Source organism: Klebsiella indica, from assembly GCF_005860775.1.
Classification (GTDB): domain Bacteria; phylum Pseudomonadota; class Gammaproteobacteria; order Enterobacterales; family Enterobacteriaceae; genus Klebsiella; species Klebsiella indica.
Genome location: NZ_VCHQ01000030.1, coordinates 1 through 18,405 on the forward strand (window position 1 = coordinate 1; position 18,405 = coordinate 18,405).

14 protein-coding genes are annotated in these 18,405 nt (G+C 52.8%); 10 read left to right on the plus strand and 4 right to left on the minus strand.

Features of this window, described 5'->3' with window-relative positions:
• The 10 genes from FE839_RS20540 to dcuB all read left to right on the plus strand — a co-directional run.
• Positions 1–734, plus strand: a 734-nt coding sequence (locus FE839_RS20540) for an elongation factor Tu (protein ID WP_138362626.1), incomplete at its 5' end; no start/stop codon positions are given.
• A gap of 228 nt (positions 735–962) precedes the next feature.
• Positions 963–1,346: a preprotein translocase subunit SecE gene (secE, locus tag FE839_RS20550; RefSeq protein ID WP_138362628.1), complete on the plus strand. Its 384-nt coding sequence runs from the start codon at positions 963–965 to the stop codon at positions 1,344–1,346.
• Position 1,347: 1 nt separating this feature from the next.
• Entirely contained in the window at positions 1,348–1,893 is a 546-nt protein-coding gene (gene nusG, locus FE839_RS20555; RefSeq protein ID WP_002438628.1) for a transcription termination/antitermination protein NusG, read from the plus strand.
• A 156-nt stretch (positions 1,894–2,049) separates the two neighbouring features.
• Positions 2,050–2,478 (plus strand): 50S ribosomal protein L11, encoded by a 429-nt coding sequence (rplK, locus tag FE839_RS20560; RefSeq protein ID WP_008503452.1) that lies wholly within the window; start codon positions 2,050–2,052, stop codon positions 2,476–2,478.
• Between the two features lie 3 nt (positions 2,479–2,481).
• Positions 2,482–3,189 (plus strand): 50S ribosomal protein L1, encoded by a 708-nt coding sequence (gene rplA, locus FE839_RS20565; RefSeq protein ID WP_138362629.1) that lies wholly within the window; start codon positions 2,482–2,484, stop codon positions 3,187–3,189.
• Positions 3,190–3,487: 298 nt separating this feature from the next.
• The gene (rplJ, locus tag FE839_RS20570; protein WP_004097644.1) at positions 3,488–3,985 is read left to right on the plus strand and encodes a 50S ribosomal protein L10; all 498 of its coding nucleotides are present in this window, start codon (positions 3,488–3,490) and stop codon (positions 3,983–3,985) included.
• 66 nt (positions 3,986–4,051) lie between these two features.
• Positions 4,052–4,417, plus strand: coding sequence for a 50S ribosomal protein L7/L12 (gene rplL, locus FE839_RS20575; protein ID WP_138362630.1), 366 nt, complete (start codon positions 4,052–4,054; stop codon positions 4,415–4,417).
• A 324-nt stretch (positions 4,418–4,741) separates the two neighbouring features.
• The gene (rpoB, locus tag FE839_RS20580) at positions 4,742–8,770 is read left to right on the plus strand and encodes a DNA-directed RNA polymerase subunit beta (protein WP_138362631.1); all 4,029 of its coding nucleotides are present in this window, start codon (positions 4,742–4,744) and stop codon (positions 8,768–8,770) included.
• 76 nt (positions 8,771–8,846) lie between these two features.
• A complete protein-coding gene (gene rpoC, locus FE839_RS20585; protein ID WP_138362632.1) occupies positions 8,847–13,070 on the plus strand; it encodes a DNA-directed RNA polymerase subunit beta' in 4,224 nt (1,407 codons plus the stop codon).
• A 951-nt stretch (positions 13,071–14,021) separates the two neighbouring features.
• Positions 14,022–15,362, plus strand: coding sequence for an anaerobic C4-dicarboxylate transporter DcuB (gene dcuB / locus FE839_RS20590; RefSeq protein ID WP_138362633.1), 1,341 nt, complete (start codon positions 14,022–14,024; stop codon positions 15,360–15,362).
• Positions 15,363–15,405: 43 nt separating this feature from the next.
• On the opposite strand, the gene FE839_RS20595 is transcribed toward dcuB, so the two are convergent.
• The 4 genes from FE839_RS20595 to thiG all read right to left on the minus strand — a co-directional run bounded on the left by FE839_RS20595 (position 15,406) and on the right by thiG (position 18,405).
• On the minus strand, positions 15,406–15,723 hold the full coding sequence (locus FE839_RS20595) for a PTS lactose/cellobiose transporter subunit IIA (RefSeq protein WP_138362634.1): 318 nt from the start codon (positions 15,721–15,723) through the stop codon (positions 15,406–15,408).
• Between the two features lie 3 nt (positions 15,724–15,726).
• A complete protein-coding gene (locus FE839_RS20600) occupies positions 15,727–16,032 on the minus strand; it encodes a PTS sugar transporter subunit IIB (RefSeq protein ID WP_138362635.1) in 306 nt (101 codons plus the stop codon).
• A gap of 472 nt (positions 16,033–16,504) precedes the next feature.
• Entirely contained in the window at positions 16,505–17,638 is a 1,134-nt protein-coding gene (gene thiH, locus FE839_RS20605) for a 2-iminoacetate synthase ThiH (protein ID WP_138362636.1), read from the minus strand.
• Positions 17,635–18,405: a thiazole synthase gene (thiG, locus tag FE839_RS20610; protein ID WP_138362637.1), complete on the minus strand. Its 771-nt coding sequence runs from the start codon at positions 18,403–18,405 to the stop codon at positions 17,635–17,637. Before thiG ends, thiH begins: the two co-directional genes overlap by 4 nt.

Below are 18,405 nucleotides of genomic sequence, written 5' to 3' on the forward strand. Positions count from 1 at the left end.
AGATGGAAGTGCGTGAGCTGCTGTCTCAGTACGATTTCCCGGGCGACGACACGCCGATCGTTCGTGGTTCTGCTCTGAAAGCGCTGGAAGGCGATGCAGAGTGGGAAGCGAAAATCATCGAACTGGCTGGCTACCTGGATTCTTACATCCCGGAACCAGAGCGTGCGATTGACAAGCCGTTCCTGCTGCCGATCGAAGACGTATTCTCCATCTCCGGTCGTGGTACCGTTGTTACCGGTCGTGTAGAGCGCGGTATCATCAAAGTAGGTGAAGAAGTTGAGATCGTTGGTATCAAAGACACGCAGAAATCAACCTGTACTGGCGTAGAAATGTTCCGCAAACTGCTGGACGAAGGCCGTGCCGGTGAGAACGTTGGTGTTCTGCTGCGTGGTATCAAACGTGAAGAAATCGAACGTGGTCAGGTTCTGGCTAAGCCGGGCTCAATCAAGCCGCACACCAAGTTCGAATCTGAAGTGTACATTCTGTCCAAAGACGAAGGCGGCCGTCATACTCCGTTCTTCAAAGGCTACCGTCCACAGTTCTACTTCCGTACAACTGACGTGACTGGCACCATCGAACTGCCGGAAGGCGTAGAGATGGTAATGCCGGGCGACAACATCAAAATGGTTGTTACCCTGATCCACCCGATCGCGATGGACGACGGTCTGCGTTTTGCAATCCGTGAAGGCGGCCGTACCGTTGGCGCAGGCGTGGTTGCGAAAGTTCTCGGCTAATTGCTGATAACATTTGACGTAATGCGCAATAAAAGGGCATCATTTGATGCCCTTTTTGTACGCTTTCACAGCAGAACCTGGCTCATCAGTGATTTTTTGGTTCATAATCATTGCTGAGACAGGCTCTGAAGAGGGCGTTAAGTCCGAAACGCACAGAGCATTTCGGTTTGGATTGCCTCGCATACGCGGGGTGAAAATGTTTGTAGAATACTTCTGACAGGTTGGTTTATGAGTGCGAATACCGAAGCTCAAGGAAGCGGGCGCGGCCTGGAAGCGATGAAGTGGGCGATCGTTGCCGTGCTGCTGATTGTGGCCATCGTTGGCAACTTCCTTTATCGTGACATTATGCTGGCAATACGCGCGCTGGCGGTAGTGATTCTGATTGCTGCGGCAGGCGGTGTCGCGCTGTTGACGACAAAAGGTAAAGCAACGGTTGCTTTTGCCCGTGAAGCGCGTACCGAAGTCCGTAAGGTCATTTGGCCGACTCGCCAGGAAACATTGCACACCACGCTGATTGTGGCTGCGGTTACCGCAGTAATGTCACTGATCCTGTGGGGACTGGATGGTATTCTGGTTCGCCTGGTATCTTTTATCACTGGCCTGAGGTTCTGAGATGTCTGAAGCTCCTAAAAAGCGCTGGTACGTCGTTCAGGCGTTTTCCGGTTTTGAAGGCCGCGTAGCAACCTCGCTGCGTGAGCATATCAAATTACACAATATGGAAGAGTTGTTTGGTGAAGTCATGGTGCCGACCGAAGAAGTGGTCGAAATCCGTGGCGGTCAGCGTCGCAAAAGCGAGCGCAAATTCTTCCCGGGTTACGTGCTGGTCCAGATGGTGATGAACGATGCAAGCTGGCACCTGGTGCGCAGCGTACCGCGTGTGATGGGTTTTATCGGCGGTACGTCTGACCGCCCGGCGCCAATCAGCGACAAAGAAGTCGATGCGATTATGAACCGGCTGCAACAGGTTGGTGATAAACCGCGTCCGAAAACGTTGTTCGAACCGGGTGAAATGGTACGCGTTAGCGATGGCCCATTTGCCGACTTTAACGGCGTAGTTGAAGAAGTCGATTACGAGAAATCCCGTCTGAAGGTATCCGTTTCTATCTTCGGTCGTGCGACGCCAGTTGAACTGGACTTTGCCCAGGTCGAGAAAGCTTAACTGCCGATCAAAAAAGCAGCGATTTAATCGTTGCATGAGGCGCGGAATTGATATACAATTCCGCGCCTTTTGTTTTTATGGGTCTGGCCCATAAAACGATTTTTTATATCACGGGGAGCCTGTTTTCAGGCGTTATACCCAAACGAGGAAATTGCAATGGCTAAGAAAGTACAAGCCTACGTCAAGCTGCAGGTTGCAGCTGGTATGGCAAACCCGAGCCCGCCGGTTGGTCCAGCACTGGGTCAGCAGGGCGTGAACATCATGGAATTCTGCAAGGCGTTCAACGCTAAAACTGAATCCCTGGAAAAAGGTCTGCCGATTCCGGTTGTTATTACCGTTTATGCTGACCGTTCTTTCACTTTCGTTACCAAAACGCCTCCGGCAGCCGTTCTGCTGAAAAAAGCGGCGGGTATCAAGTCTGGTTCTGGTAAGCCGAACAAAGACAAAGTGGGTAAAATTTCCCGCGCTCAGCTGCAGGAAATCGCGCAGACCAAAGCTGCCGACATGACAGGTGCCGATATTGAAGCGATGACTCGCTCCATCGAAGGTACTGCACGTTCCATGGGCCTGGTAGTGGAGGACTAAGAAATGGCTAAACTGACCAAGCGCATGTCCGTGATTCGCGAGAAAGTTGATGCGACCAAACAGTACGATATCAACGAAGCGATCGCGCTGCTGAAAGAACTGGCTACCGCTAAGTTCGTTGAAAGCGTAGACGTTGCCGTTAACCTCGGTATCGACGCACGTAAATCTGACCAGAACGTCCGTGGCGCAACCGTACTGCCGCACGGTACTGGCCGTTCCGTTCGCGTAGCCGTATTTACTCAGGGCCCGAACGCTGAAGCCGCGAAAGCTGCTGGCGCGGAACTGGTAGGTATGGAAGATCTGGCTGACCAGATCAAAAAAGGCGAAATGAATTTTGACGTTGTTATTGCTTCTCCGGATGCAATGCGCGTTGTTGGCCAGTTGGGCCAGGTTCTCGGTCCGCGTGGCCTGATGCCAAACCCGAAAGTAGGTACCGTAACGCCGAACGTTGCTGAAGCGGTTAAGAACGCTAAAGCCGGTCAGATTCGTTACCGTAACGACAAAAACGGCATCATCCACACCACCATCGGTAAAGTGGACTTTGACGCTGACAAACTGAAAGAAAACCTGGAAGCTCTGCTGGTTGCGCTGAAAAAAGCAAAACCGACTCAGGCGAAAGGCGTGTACATCAAGAAAGTTAGCATCTCCACCACCATGGGTGCTGGCGTCGCCGTTGATCAGTCCGGTTTGACTGCGACTGTGGCGAACTAATATTCGCCTTTACGTGGGCGGTGGATTTGTCTACAATCTTACCCCCACGTTTCTGCAAATAGCAGATATCTATGCAAGTCATAGAAAGAATTTTGTCGTTGGCCTATCCAGGCCTCCGTCGAAGACCGCAGGTGTTTCGTAAGAAACTTAATGCCCTGCGTAGACGGTGACAGAACGCTAAGATTATTTTTTATACTCTGGCTTGTTTCTGCTCACCGTATTAAGACGCTCTTCTCGTTGAGGAGAGTGAAGTGAGTTCCGGAACATGAGTTCCGGCAAACATCCAGGAGCAAAGCTAATGGCTTTAAATCTTCAAGACAAACAAGCGATTGTTGCTGAAGTCAGCGAAGTAGCCAAAGGCGCGCTGTCTGCAGTAGTTGCGGATTCCCGTGGCGTAACTGTAGATAAAATGACTGAACTGCGTAAAGCAGGTCGTGAAGCTGGCGTTTACATGCGTGTTGTTCGTAACACCCTGCTGCGCCGCGTCGTTGAAGGTACTCCATTTGAGTGCCTGAAAGACACGTTTGTTGGTCCGACCCTGATTGCATACTCTATGGAACACCCGGGCGCTGCTGCTCGTCTGTTCAAAGAGTTCGCGAAAGCGAATGCAAAATTTGAGGTCAAAGCCGCTGCCTTTGAAGGTGAGCTGATCCCGGCGTCGCAGATCGACCGCCTGGCAACTCTGCCGACCTACGAAGAAGCAATTGCACGCCTGATGGCAACCATGAAAGAAGCTTCGGCTGGCAAACTGGTTCGTACTCTGGCTGCTGTACGCGATGCGAAAGAAGCTGCTTAATCGCAGTTATCTTTGTAAAACGCTCGCTTACGTATAAACTTATTCTGATATTCAGGAACAATTTAAATGTCTATCACTAAAGATCAAATCATTGAAGCAGTATCCGCTATGTCCGTAATGGACGTTGTAGAACTGATCTCTGCAATGGAAGAAAAATTCGGTGTTTCCGCTGCTGCTGCTGTCGCTGTAGCTGCTGGCCCGGTTGAAGCTGCTGAAGAAAAAACTGAATTCGACGTAATTCTGAAAGCTGTTGGCGCTAACAAAGTTGCTGTTATCAAAGCAGTACGTGGCGCAACTGGCCTGGGTCTGAAAGAAGCTAAAGACCTGGTAGAATCTGCTCCGGCTGCCCTGAAAGAAGGCGTGAGCAAAGATGACGCTGAAGCACTGAAAAAATCTCTGGAAGAAGCTGGCGCTGAAGTTGAAGTTAAATAAGCCAACCTTTCCGGTTGCAGCCTGAGAAATCAGGCTGATGGCTGGTGACTTTTTAGTCACCAGCCTTTTTGCGCTGTAAGGCGCCAGTAGCGTTTCTCACTGTTTGACTACTGCTGTGCCTTTCAATGCTTGTTTCTATCGACGACTTAATATACTGCGACAGGTCAGATTCCTGGGCTGTGTAAATCGCAATGAAATGATTTAAGCGTGATAGAAACAGGTATTGCGGAAAGTGTTCCATTTTCCGGTCAACAAAATAGTGTTGCATAAAAAACTGCCTTATGTAGGCAGATGGGTCGACTTGTCAGCGAGCTGAGGAACCCTATGGTTTACTCCTATACCGAGAAAAAACGTATTCGTAAGGATTTTGGTAAACGTCCACAAGTTCTGGATGTACCTTATCTCCTTTCTATCCAGCTTGACTCGTTTCAGAAGTTTATCGAGCAAGATCCTGAAGGGCAGTACGGTCTGGAAGCGGCTTTCCGTTCCGTATTCCCGATTAAGAGCTACAGCGGTAATTCTGAGCTGCAATACGTCAGCTACCGTCTGGGCGAGCCCGTTTTTGACGTTAAAGAATGTCAGATCCGTGGCGTGACCTACTCGGCACCGCTGCGTGTCAAACTGCGTCTGGTGATCTACGAGCGCGAAGCGCCGGAAGGCACCGTTAAGGACATTAAAGAACAAGAAGTCTACATGGGCGAAATTCCGCTCATGACCGACAACGGTACCTTTGTTATCAATGGTACTGAGCGTGTTATCGTTTCTCAGTTGCACCGTAGTCCGGGCGTCTTCTTTGACAGTGATAAAGGTAAGACCCACTCTTCCGGTAAGGTCCTGTATAACGCGCGTATTATTCCTTACCGTGGTTCCTGGCTGGACTTTGAGTTCGACCCGAAAGACAGTCTGTTTGTGCGTATTGACCGCCGTCGTAAGCTGCCAGCCACCATCATTCTGCGGGCGCTGAACTACACCACTGAGCAGATTCTGGATCTGTTCTTTGAAAAAGTGGTCTTTGAGATCCGCGACAACAAGCTGCAGATGGAACTGGTGCCGGAACGCCTGCGTGGTGAAACCGCCTCCTTTGATATTGAAGCCAACGGCAAAGTGTACGTCGAAAAAGGTCGTCGCATTACTGCGCGCCATATTCGTCAGCTGGAAAAAGACGATATCAAACATATCGAAGTTCCGGTTGAGTACATCGCGGGTAAAGTGGCGTCTAAAGACTACGTTGATGAATCCACTGGCGAACTGATCTGCGCAGCGAATATGGAGCTGAGCCTGGATCTGCTGGCGAAGCTGAGTCAGTCTGGTCACAAGCGCATCGAAACCCTGTTCACCAACGATCTGGATCACGGCCCGTACATTTCTGAAACGGTACGTATCGACCCGACCAACGATCGTCTGAGCGCGCTGGTAGAAATCTACCGCATGATGCGCCCGGGTGAGCCGCCGACGCGTGAAGCGGCTGAAAGCCTGTTTGAGAACCTGTTCTTCTCCGAAGACCGCTATGATCTGTCTGCGGTTGGTCGTATGAAGTTCAACCGTTCTCTGCTGCGCGACGAAATTGAAGGTTCCGGTATCCTGAGCAAAGACGACATCATTGACGTGATGAAGAAGCTCATTGATATCCGTAACGGTAAAGGCGAAGTCGACGATATCGACCACCTCGGCAACCGTCGTATCCGTTCCGTAGGCGAAATGGCGGAAAACCAGTTCCGCGTTGGCCTGGTGCGCGTTGAGCGCGCGGTGAAAGAGCGTCTGTCTCTGGGCGATCTGGATACCCTGATGCCTCAGGACATGATCAACGCCAAACCGATTTCTGCGGCAGTGAAAGAGTTCTTCGGCTCCAGCCAGCTGTCTCAGTTTATGGACCAGAACAACCCGCTGTCTGAGATTACGCACAAACGTCGTATCTCCGCTCTCGGCCCTGGCGGCCTGACCCGTGAACGCGCAGGCTTTGAAGTTCGAGACGTACACCCGACTCACTACGGTCGCGTGTGTCCTATCGAAACGCCTGAAGGTCCGAACATCGGTCTGATCAACTCCCTGTCCGTGTACGCACAGACTAACGAATACGGTTTCCTTGAGACGCCGTATCGTAAAGTTACCGACGGCGTGGTGACTGACGAAATTCATTACCTGTCTGCTATCGAAGAAGGTAATTTCGTTATCGCTCAGGCGAACTCCAACCTGGATGATGAAGGCCACTTTGTAGAAGATCTGGTTACCTGCCGTAGCAAAGGCGAATCCAGCTTGTTCAGCCGCGACCAGGTTGACTACATGGACGTTTCCACCCAGCAGGTGGTTTCCGTCGGTGCGTCCCTGATCCCGTTCCTGGAACACGATGACGCCAACCGTGCATTGATGGGTGCGAACATGCAACGTCAGGCGGTTCCGACTCTGCGCGCCGATAAGCCGCTGGTGGGGACCGGTATGGAACGTGCTGTTGCCGTTGACTCCGGTGTAACCGCGGTTGCGAAACGTGGTGGTACCGTTCAGTACGTGGATGCGTCCCGTATCGTTATTAAAGTTAACGAAGACGAGATGTACCCGGGCGAAGCAGGCATCGACATCTATAACCTGACCAAATACACCCGCTCTAACCAGAACACCTGCATCAACCAGATGCCGTGCGTTTCTCTGGGTGAGCCGGTTGATCGCGGCGATGTGCTGGCTGACGGTCCGTCCACCGACCTCGGTGAACTGGCGCTGGGTCAGAACATGCGCGTCGCGTTCATGCCGTGGAACGGTTACAACTTCGAAGACTCCATCCTCGTTTCTGAGCGTGTTGTCCAGGAAGACCGTTTCACCACCATCCATATTCAGGAACTGGCCTGTGTGTCCCGTGACACCAAGCTGGGGCCGGAAGAGATTACCGCTGATATCCCGAACGTGGGTGAAGCTGCGCTCTCTAAACTGGATGAGTCCGGTATCGTTTATATTGGTGCGGAAGTGACCGGCGGCGACATTCTGGTCGGTAAGGTAACGCCGAAAGGTGAAACCCAGCTGACGCCGGAAGAGAAACTGCTGCGCGCGATCTTCGGTGAGAAAGCGTCTGATGTTAAAGACTCTTCTCTGCGCGTACCAAACGGTGTTTCCGGTACCATTATCGACGTTCAGGTCTTTACTCGCGATGGCGTAGAGAAAGACAAACGTGCGCTGGAAATCGAAGAGATGCAGCTGAAGCAGGCGAAGAAAGACCTGTCTGAAGAATTGCAGATCCTCGAAGCTGGTCTGTTTGGCCGTATCTACGCGGTACTGGTCGCTGGCGGCATTGAAGCTGAGAAGCTGGACAAACTGCCGCGCGATCGCTGGCTGGAACTGGGCCTGACCGACGAAGAGAAACAAAATCAGCTGGAACAGCTGGCTGAGCAGTATGACGAACTGAAACACGAGTTCGAGAAAAAACTCGAAGCGAAACGCCGCAAAATCACCCAGGGCGACGATCTGGCACCGGGCGTGCTGAAGATTGTTAAGGTATATCTGGCTGTTAAACGTCAGATTCAGCCTGGTGACAAAATGGCAGGTCGTCACGGTAACAAGGGTGTTATCTCTAAGATCAACCCGATCGAAGATATGCCTTACGATGAAAACGGCACGCCGGTAGACATCGTACTGAACCCGCTGGGCGTACCGTCTCGTATGAACATCGGTCAGATCCTGGAAACCCACCTGGGTATGGCTGCGAAAGGCATCGGCGATAAGATCAACGCGATGATCAAGCAGCAGCAGGAAGTCGCGAAACTGCGCGAATTCATCCAGCGTGCGTACGATCTGGGCGCTGACGTTCGTCAGAAAGTTGACCTGAATACCTTCAGCGATGAAGAAGTTCTGCGTCTGGCTGAAAACCTGCGTAAAGGTATGCCAATCGCAACGCCGGTGTTCGACGGTGCGAAAGAGTCTGAAATCAAGGAACTGTTACAGCTGGGCGGCCTGCCGACTTCCGGTCAGATCACCCTGTTCGACGGTCGTACCGGTGAGCAATTCGAGCGCCAGGTTACCGTTGGCTACATGTACATGCTGAAACTGAACCACCTGGTTGATGACAAAATGCACGCTCGTTCCACCGGTTCCTACAGCCTGGTTACTCAGCAGCCGCTGGGTGGTAAGGCGCAGTTCGGTGGTCAGCGCTTCGGGGAGATGGAAGTGTGGGCGCTGGAAGCATACGGCGCAGCATACACCCTGCAGGAAATGCTCACCGTTAAGTCTGATGACGTGAACGGCCGTACTAAGATGTATAAGAACATCGTGGACGGCAACCATCAGATGGAACCGGGCATGCCGGAATCCTTCAACGTTCTGTTGAAAGAGATTCGTTCGCTGGGTATCAACATCGAACTGGAAGACGAGTAATTCTCGCTCAAACAGGTCACTGCTGCCGGGGTAATACCCGGCAGCGGAATGTGCTAACTCCGACGGGAGCAAATCCGTGAAAGACTTATTAAAGTTTCTGAAAGCGCAAACTAAAACCGAAGAGTTTGATGCGATCAAAATTGCTCTGGCTTCGCCAGACATGATCCGTTCATGGTCTTTCGGTGAAGTTAAAAAGCCGGAAACCATCAACTACCGTACGTTCAAGCCTGAGCGTGACGGCCTTTTCTGCGCCCGTATCTTCGGGCCGGTAAAAGATTACGAGTGCCTGTGCGGTAAGTACAAGCGCCTGAAACACCGTGGTGTGATCTGTGAGAAGTGTGGCGTTGAAGTGACCCAGACTAAAGTACGCCGTGAGCGTATGGGCCACATCGAGCTGGCGTCTCCGACTGCTCACATCTGGTTCCTGAAATCTCTGCCGTCTCGTATCGGCCTGCTGCTCGATATGCCGCTGCGCGATATCGAACGCGTACTGTACTTCGAATCCTATGTGGTTATCGAAGGCGGTATGACTAACCTGGAACGCCAGCAGATCCTGACTGAAGAACAGTATCTGGACGCGCTGGAAGAGTTCGGTGACGAATTCGACGCCAAGATGGGTGCGGAAGCTATTCAGGCCCTGCTGAAAAGCATGGATCTGGAGCAAGAGTGCGAAACGCTGCGTGAAGAGCTGGAAGAAACCAACTCCGAAACCAAGCGTAAAAAGCTGACCAAGCGTATCAAACTGCTGGAAGCGTTCGTTCAGTCTGGTAACAAACCAGAGTGGATGATCCTGACCGTTCTGCCGGTTCTGCCGCCAGACCTGCGTCCGCTGGTTCCGCTGGATGGTGGTCGTTTCGCCACGTCGGATCTGAACGATCTGTATCGTCGCGTGATCAACCGTAACAACCGTCTGAAACGTCTGCTGGATCTGGCTGCGCCGGACATCATCGTACGCAACGAAAAACGTATGCTGCAGGAAGCGGTTGACGCCCTGCTGGATAACGGTCGTCGCGGTCGTGCGATCACCGGTTCTAACAAACGTCCTCTGAAATCTTTGGCCGACATGATCAAAGGTAAACAGGGTCGTTTCCGTCAGAACCTGCTCGGTAAGCGTGTTGACTACTCCGGTCGTTCTGTTATCACCGTAGGTCCATACCTGCGTCTGCATCAGTGCGGTCTGCCGAAGAAAATGGCGCTGGAGCTGTTCAAACCGTTCATCTATGGCAAGCTGGAACTGCGTGGCCTCGCCACCACCATCAAAGCCGCGAAGAAAATGGTTGAGCGTGAAGAAGCTGTCGTGTGGGATATCCTGGACGAAGTGATCCGCGAACACCCGGTACTGTTGAACCGTGCGCCAACACTGCACCGTCTGGGTATCCAGGCATTTGAACCGGTACTGATCGAAGGTAAAGCTATCCAGCTGCACCCGCTGGTTTGTGCGGCATATAACGCCGACTTCGATGGTGACCAGATGGCTGTTCACGTACCGCTGACGCTGGAAGCCCAGCTGGAAGCGCGTGCGCTGATGATGTCTACCAACAACATCCTGTCCCCGGCGAACGGAGAACCTATCATCGTTCCGTCTCAGGACGTGGTATTGGGTCTGTACTATATGACCCGTGACTGTGTTAACGCCAAAGGCGAAGGCATGGTGCTGACTGGCCCGAAAGAAGCTGAGCGTATTTATCGCGCTGGCCTGGCCTCTCTGCATGCGCGCGTTAAAGTGCGTATCACTGAATACGAAAAAGATGCTAACGGCGAATTCGTGGCGAAAACCAGCCTGAAAGACACGACCATCGGCCGTGCCATTCTGTGGATGATCGTACCGAAAGGTCTGCCTTTCTCCATCGTCAACCAGGCGCTGGGTAAGAAAGCGATCTCCAAAATGCTGAACACCTGCTACCGTATTCTGGGCCTGAAACCGACCGTTATTTTTGCGGACCAGACGATGTACACCGGCTTTGCTTATGCAGCGCGTTCAGGTGCATCCGTTGGTATCGACGATATGGTTATCCCGGAGAAGAAACACGAGATCATCTCCGAAGCGGAAGCCGAAGTTGCTGAGATCCAGGAACAGTTCCAGTCTGGTCTGGTAACAGCGGGCGAACGCTATAACAAAGTTATCGATATCTGGGCTGCGGCGAACGATCGTGTATCCAAAGCGATGATGGACAACCTGCAAACCGAAACCGTGATTAACCGTGACGGTCAGGAAGAGCAGCAGGTTTCCTTCAACAGCATCTACATGATGGCCGACTCCGGTGCGCGTGGTTCTGCTGCACAGATTCGTCAGCTGGCTGGTATGCGTGGTCTGATGGCGAAGCCGGATGGCTCCATCATCGAAACGCCAATCACCGCGAACTTCCGTGAAGGTCTGAACGTACTCCAGTACTTCATCTCCACGCACGGTGCGCGTAAAGGTCTGGCGGATACCGCACTGAAAACAGCGAACTCCGGTTACCTGACTCGTCGTCTGGTTGACGTTGCGCAGGATCTGGTGGTGACTGAAGACGACTGCGGCACGCACGAAGGTATCCTGATGACGCCGGTTATCGAGGGTGGCGACGTTAAAGAGCCGCTGCGCGATCGCGTACTGGGTCGTGTGACTGCTGAAGACGTACTGAAGCCGGGCACCGCAGATATTCTGGTTCCGCGCAACACGCTGCTGCACGAACAGTGGTGTGACCTGCTGGAAGAGAACTCTGTTGACGCCGTTAAAGTGCGTTCCGTTGTATCCTGTGACACCGACTTTGGTGTATGTGCGCACTGCTACGGTCGTGACCTGGCGCGTGGCCACATCATCAACAAAGGTGAAGCTATCGGCGTTATCGCGGCACAGTCCATCGGTGAGCCGGGTACACAGCTGACGATGCGTACGTTCCACATCGGTGGTGCGGCATCTCGTGCGGCTGCTGAATCCAGCATCCAGGTGAAAAACAAAGGTAGCATCCGTCTGAGCAATGCGAAGTCGGTTGTGAACTCCAGCGGTAAACTGGTTATCACCTCCCGTAACACCGAGCTGAAACTGATCGACGAATTCGGTCGTACCAAAGAGAGCTATAAAGTGCCTTACGGCTCTGTTATGGCGAAAGGTGATGGCGAGCAGGTTGCCGGCGGCGAAACCGTTGCAAACTGGGACCCGCACACCATGCCGGTTATCACCGAAGTCAGTGGTTTCGTCCGCTTTACTGACATGATCGACGGCCAGACCATTACGCGTCAGACTGACGAGCTGACCGGTCTGTCTTCTCTGGTGGTTCTGGATTCCGCAGAGCGTACTAGCGGTGGTAAAGATCTGCGTCCGGCGCTGAAAATCGTTGATGCTCAGGGTAACGACGTTCTGATCCCTGGCACCGATATGCCTGCGCAGTACTTCCTGCCGGGTAAAGCGATTGTTCAGCTGGAAGATGGCGTACAGATCAGTTCTGGTGACACCCTGGCGCGTGTTCCGCAGGAATCCGGCGGTACCAAGGATATTACCGGTGGTCTGCCGCGCGTTGCTGACCTGTTCGAAGCGCGTCGTCCGAAAGAGCCGGCAATCCTGGCTGAAATCAGCGGCATCATTTCCTTCGGTAAAGAAACCAAAGGTAAACGTCGTCTGGTTATCACCCCGGTAGACGGTAGCGAGCCGTACGAAGAGATGATTCCGAAATGGCGTCAGCTCAACGTGTTCGAAGGTGAACGTGTAGAACGTGGTGACGTGGTTTCCGACGGTCCGGAAGCGCCGCACGACATTCTGCGCCTGCGTGGTGTTCATGCTGTTACGCGTTACATCGTTAACGAAGTACAGGACGTATACCGTTTGCAGGGCGTTAAGATTAACGATAAACACATCGAAGTTATCGTTCGTCAGATGTTGCGTAAAGCCACTATCGAAAACGCAGGTAGCTCCGACTTCCTGGAAGGCGAGCAGGTTGAATACTCCCGCGTCAAGATCGCTAACCGCGACCTGGAAGCGAACGGCAAAGTGGGTGCAACGTTCTCCCGCGATCTGCTGGGTATCACCAAAGCGTCTCTGGCAACCGAGTCCTTCATCTCTGCAGCATCGTTCCAGGAGACCACGCGTGTCCTGACCGAAGCAGCCGTTGCCGGTAAACGCGACGAACTGCGTGGCCTGAAGGAGAACGTTATCGTGGGTCGTCTGATCCCGGCCGGTACCGGTTATGCGTACCACCAGGATCGTATGCGCCGCCGTGCTGCGGGTGAACTCCCGGCTGCACCGCAGGTGAGCGTGGAAGAAGCGTCTGCTAACCTGGCAGAACTGCTGAACGCCGGTCTGGGCGGTTCCGATAACGATTAAGCGTTGATTCGCTAATCCCTTAAAAAGCCAGTCAGGTTTCCTGACTGGCTTTTTTTATTGCTGCACGTTTTTAACGGTGTTGATGCAGTAACCATACTGACAGCGGCATGCAAGAACAGCACATGAAACCCGCCACCTTTTCTATTCTACCGATTAGCGTCTTTATTTATTTTATCTACCTTTGGATTACATTTTATTAATATAGTTAATGCAATTAATTAGCAAATAAAACATATCCAATAATTATCTATACGCTAAATAATTCGAGTTGCAGGAAGGCGGCGACGCAGTGAATCCCCGGGAGCGTACTCCAGTACGTGACTGGGGTGACCGAGGAAAGCCAACGCACATGCAACTTGAAGTATGACGGGTATATACGCTAAATAATTCGAGCGGTCGGAAAGGGATTAATTATTTGCACGGTGATTGCGTAGGACTGAAGGGGCTGAAGCTCAGGGATGAGACGCAGTTAACGCATACGCAACATGAAGTGTGACTGGCATATTGTCTATTTCTTTAGACCGTTGCTCATTAATAGATAAAAATTCTACATGTATCAAAAAACAAGTTTTGCAAACTCTATATAGTTAAAAAAATTAAATAATCACGTGATTACTTTTCCTCATCCTTTTCAGTTTACCGCAACTGAGGGGGATTGCTGTGCCTGTAGGCTGGAGGAGGTGAGCAAATAAAAACAAGGCGGAAAATGGAGTACTGTCGTTATTTAATGGATATACGCGTTATCGTTCGAACGGTGTCATTAGTGACTGCCCATTGAAATCCCAGTCACCTGGTTATCTTATGCTGGCGCAATTAAATGGGAGATTGCTTGCCTCTCACGGGAGACGAGCTTCTGGCCGGTCAAATTCGTTGCGACGAATTTGTTACTTGCTTTGCGGTCACGATGCATCTTGAACGGTTTTGTGTATAGCCATAGCCTCTGGGGGATGCATGGAATTTACTATACAACTCATTATTATCTTAATCTGTCTGTTCTATGGCGCGAGAAAAGGCGGCATTGCGCTCGGCCTGTTAGGCGGCATCGGGCTGGTTATTTTAGTCTTTGTCTTTCATCTAAAACCGGGTAAACCACCCATCGATGTCATGCTGGTGATTATCGCAGTGGTGGCCGCATCGGCAACGCTACAGGCTTCCGGTGGTTTAGATGTTATGCTGCAGATTGCCGAAAAGCTTCTGCGACGCAACCCAAAATATGTCTCGATCGTGGCGCCATTCGTCACCTGTACGCTGACGATACTCTGCGGTACCGGGCATGTGGTTTATACTATCCTGCCGATTATTTACGACGTTGCGATTAAAAATAACATTCGCCCGGAGCGGCCGATGGCGGCAAGCTCGATTGGCGCCCAGATGGGCATTATTGCCAGTCCGGTTTCCGTTGCGGTCGTCTCGCTGGTGGCTATGCTTGGCAATTTTACTTTTAACGGCAGGCACCTTGAGTTTCTCGATCTGCTGTCGATAACCATTCCATCAACGCTGCTGGGCATCCTGGCGATTGGTATCTTTAGCTGGTTCCGCGGTAAGGACCTGGATAAAGACGAAGCCTTCCAGGCCTTTATTGCTGTGCCGGAAAATCACCATTACGTATATGGCGATACGGCTACGTTGCTGGATAAAAAGCTGCCGACCAGCAACTGGATTGCAATGTGGATTTTCCTTGCGTCTATCGCGGTTGTCGCCTTACTCGGTGCTTTTTCCGAACTGCGTCCGGCGTTCGATGGCAAACCGCTGTCGATGGTTCTGGTGATCCAGATGTTCATGTTGTTCTCCGGGGCGCTCATTATCATCATTACCAAAACCAATCCAGCGTCGATTTCGAAAAATGAGGTCTTCCGTTCGGGGATGATCGCCATTGTCGCGGTGTATGGCATTGCGTGGATGGCGGAAACCATGTTCGGCGCCCATATGAGCGAAATTAAAGGCGTGCTCGGAGAGATGGTTAAAGAGTATCCGTGGGCCTACGCTATCGTTCTGCTGCTGGTGTCCAAGTTTGTTAACTCCCAGGCGGCGGCGCTGGCGGCGATTGTTCCGGTCGCGTTGGCGATTGGCGTTGACCCGGCCTATATCGTTGCTTCCGCGCCCGCCTGCTATGGCTACTATATTTTGCCGACCTACCCAAGCGATCTGGCGGCAATTCAGTTCGACCGTTCAGGTACGACGCATATTGGCCGCTTTGTGATTAACCATAGCTTTATTTTGCCCGGGTTAATCGGCGTCAGCGTCTCTTGCGTCTTTGGTTGGGTGTTTGCAGCGATGTACGGCTTTCTTTAGGAGAATGCAGGCGCCGTTTGCGGCGCCTGTTAAAGAACAGGGATTATTGGGGGGGCGGCAGGCGGCGATAGAGCTCAATCATATCGGTCGCCAGATCCTGAATGACCATCGCATTCATCAGGTGGTCCTGAGAATGCACGGTAATCAGGTTGACCGGAAGCTTACCGCTGCCTTCGTCGAGGCCGATGAGCTGGGTCTGAATTTTATGCGCCTGTTTGACAAACTCACGGGACTCCGCCATGGCCTGCTCTGCTGCGGCAAAATCGCCTTTACGCGCCAGTTGCAGCGCGGTTAAAGCAGAACTGCGCGCTGCGCCCGCGTTGACCAGCAGCTCCATGATTATTGTCTCTAAATCTTCCATCGCTTATTCCATCAGCTTCAGGGCTTTATCAAGCACCGCATCACCTTTCATCATGCCGTAATCCATCATATCGATAACGGCGACTTTTTTTCCTAACGGGTCCGCCAGCGCCTGTAGTTTGGCTTGCTCGTACTTCACCTGAGGGCCGAGCAGGATAATATCGGCTGCCGCAAGATTATCTTTAAACTCGGCGACCGGTACGGCTTTGATGGAGACGTCAACACCTTTTTGTTGTGCAGCCGCCTGCATGCGTTGCACCAACATGCTGGTGGACATACCTGCGGCACAGCATAAAACGATATTCTTCATAATGGGTGGCCCTTATGTTCCTTGATGAATCATGTTTATCGCGGGCTCGCAGGACGGACAACCGCTTTACGGTGATTGTGTGTAAGTCATCACAAAATAATGAAACCGGTTTCTTTTTGCGACTGAAAACAACGGAACGCCTGGAGCAGTACGAAGGGGCTGCCATTCATCAGAACTAGTTTGCATTGTGCTCTGCGTAAGGCTGGCTGAGTCTGTCGGCATCGCTTCTTTGCTAACATCAGAAGTATCCGAGCCCTTTCGCTGAATGGCTGTCACTATCCCGCAGAGAACATCTGCGATATCACGGGGTTATTGCAAGGGGGCAGGGCGAAAATGAGGAAGAGAGGTATTTCGCCCTGGACAGCATCCGTTGCTGACGAGAACACCATAGAGAAACGGGCATCTGGTCACCACCGCCCGTTTCTCTTATTACGACCTGGCACGGAAAGATTTCAGTCAGTTACATCTCGCTTCATGATGACTGGGAAGCGCGTCCCAGCCAGCTATCCCAGTCTTTCCATACCGGCTGCAGTCCGCTGGCAACCAGCGCCCTGGCGACCTCTTCAGGGCGGCGCTCATCGTGGGGGGCGAACTGCTCCAGTTCAGGATGGTTATCAGCATAACCGCCGGGCTGAGTTTTCGAAAAGGCGCTGACATTGTTAATCGCCAGCGGGATGACCCGATCGCGGAACCAGGAGGACTCACGGGTCGAGAGCGAAAGCTCAATTTCCGGGGCCAAAAGGCGAAAAGCGCAAATGGCTTGCACCAGTTGACGTTCATCCATCAGAGACGCGGGTTCGATACCGCCAGCGCAAGGGCGTAATCGCGGAAAAGAGATGGAGTAACGGCTGCGCCAGTAGTGCTGCTGCAGCCACAACAGGTGTTCCGCCACCATAAAGCAATCCACGCGCCAGCTGTCGGAAAGACCAATCAATGCGCCGATGCCAATTTTGTCAATTCCCGCTTGTCCGAGCCGGTCCGGCGTATCCAGCCGCCAGAAGAAATCCTGTTTTTTCCCTCGCAGATGATGTTTCGCATAGATACTTTCATGGTAAGTCTCCTGATAGACCATTACCCCATCCAGTCCAAGCGTTTTCAGCTCGGCGTACTCTTCCGTCGCCAGCGGCTGTACTTCCATATGCAAAGAGGCGAACTGGCGGCGAATGGCGGGCAAATGCTGTCGAAAGTAATCCATGCCGACTTTGCCCCGGTGTTCACCGGTGACCAACAGCAGATGCTCGAAGCCCATTTCGCGGATCGCCGCACACTCACGAGCAATTTCTGCATCGTCCAGGGTTTTGCGCTTGATATGGTTACTCATTGAGAAGCCGCAGTAGGTGCAGTCATTGGCGCACAGATTGGAAAGATAGAGCGGGACATAGAAACTAACGGTATTGCCAAAACGTTGGCGCGTAAGGCGCTGGGCGCGCTGGGCCAGAGGCTCCAGATAGCCAGCGGCGGCAGGGGAGAGCAGGGCCATCATATCGTCGCGACTGAGTTGTTTCGCCGCCAGCGCGCGTTCAACGTCGCGCGGTGTTTTACTGTTGATACGCAGGCGAATGTCGTCCCAGTTCAGTTGCCGCCAGCGGTCAGTGAAAGTTTTCATGCCAGCGCCTCCAGAAAGCCGGTTAGCGGGCTGGTGGCCTGTGCCAGGGCACTGCGGGCACCCGGACCTGCTTGTCGCGCCAGCAATCCGGCATCGATCGCCAGGCGGAACGCGCGGGCCATCGCCACCGGATCGTCGGCGACGGCGATGGCGGTATTCACCAGCACCGCGTCGGCACCCATTTCCAGCGCCAGCGCCGCATGGCTGGGGACGCCGATACCGGCATCGACCACCACCGGAACCGTGGCCTGCTCAATAATAATCTCCAGCATGGCTTTGGTTTCCAGTCCCTGATTGGAGCCGATAGGGGCACCGAGCGGCATCACCGCTGCACAGCCTGCCTCTTCCAGACGTTTACACAATACCGGGTCGGCACCGCAGTAGGGCAGCACGACAAAGCCTTCACGCACCAGAATTTCCGCCGCTTTCAGGGTTTCAATTGGGTCTGGCAGCAACCAACGGGCATCCGGGTGGATTTCCAGTTTCAGCCAGTTTGTTGCCAGCGCTTCCCGTGCCAGACGGGCGGCGAACACGGCTTCTTCCGCCGTTTTCGCCCCGGAGGTATTGGGCAACAGGCTGACGCCTGCCGCCAGCAGCGGCGCGAGGATAGCGTCATTATGCTGGCGCAGATCGACGCGTTTCATCGCCAGCGTGACCAGCTGGCTGCCGGAGGCGCGTATCGCCTCCACCATCACTTCCGGTGTGGCGAACTTACCGGTGCCGGTAAGAAGATGTGATGTAAAAGTTTTATCTGCAATACGTAACAT

Excerpts from the sequence above, each read along its gene's own strand:
- rpoB (WP_138362631.1), top strand. The coding sequence starts at position 4,742 with ATGGTTTACTCCTATACCGAGAAAAAACGTATTCGTAAGGATTTTGGT.
- rplA (WP_138362629.1), top strand. The coding sequence starts at position 2,482 with ATGGCTAAACTGACCAAGCGCATGTCCGTGATTCGCGAGAAAGTTGAT.
- nusG (WP_002438628.1), top strand. The coding sequence starts at position 1,348 with ATGTCTGAAGCTCCTAAAAAGCGCTGGTACGTCGTTCAGGCGTTTTCC.
- thiG (WP_138362637.1), bottom strand. The coding sequence starts at position 18,405 with ATGTTACGTATTGCAGATAAAACTTTTACATCACATCTTCTTACCGGC.
- FE839_RS20600 (WP_138362635.1), bottom strand. The coding sequence starts at position 16,032 with ATGAAGAATATCGTTTTATGCTGTGCCGCAGGTATGTCCACCAGCATG.
- secE (WP_138362628.1), top strand. The coding sequence starts at position 963 with ATGAGTGCGAATACCGAAGCTCAAGGAAGCGGGCGCGGCCTGGAAGCG.
- thiH (WP_138362636.1), bottom strand. The coding sequence starts at position 17,638 with ATGAAAACTTTCACTGACCGCTGGCGGCAACTGAACTGGGACGACATT.
- FE839_RS20595 (WP_138362634.1), bottom strand. The coding sequence starts at position 15,723 with ATGGAAGATTTAGAGACAATAATCATGGAGCTGCTGGTCAACGCGGGC.
- rplK (WP_008503452.1), top strand. The coding sequence starts at position 2,050 with ATGGCTAAGAAAGTACAAGCCTACGTCAAGCTGCAGGTTGCAGCTGGT.
- dcuB (WP_138362633.1), top strand. The coding sequence starts at position 14,022 with ATGGAATTTACTATACAACTCATTATTATCTTAATCTGTCTGTTCTAT.
- rplL (WP_138362630.1), top strand. The coding sequence starts at position 4,052 with ATGTCTATCACTAAAGATCAAATCATTGAAGCAGTATCCGCTATGTCC.
- rplJ (WP_004097644.1), top strand. The coding sequence starts at position 3,488 with ATGGCTTTAAATCTTCAAGACAAACAAGCGATTGTTGCTGAAGTCAGC.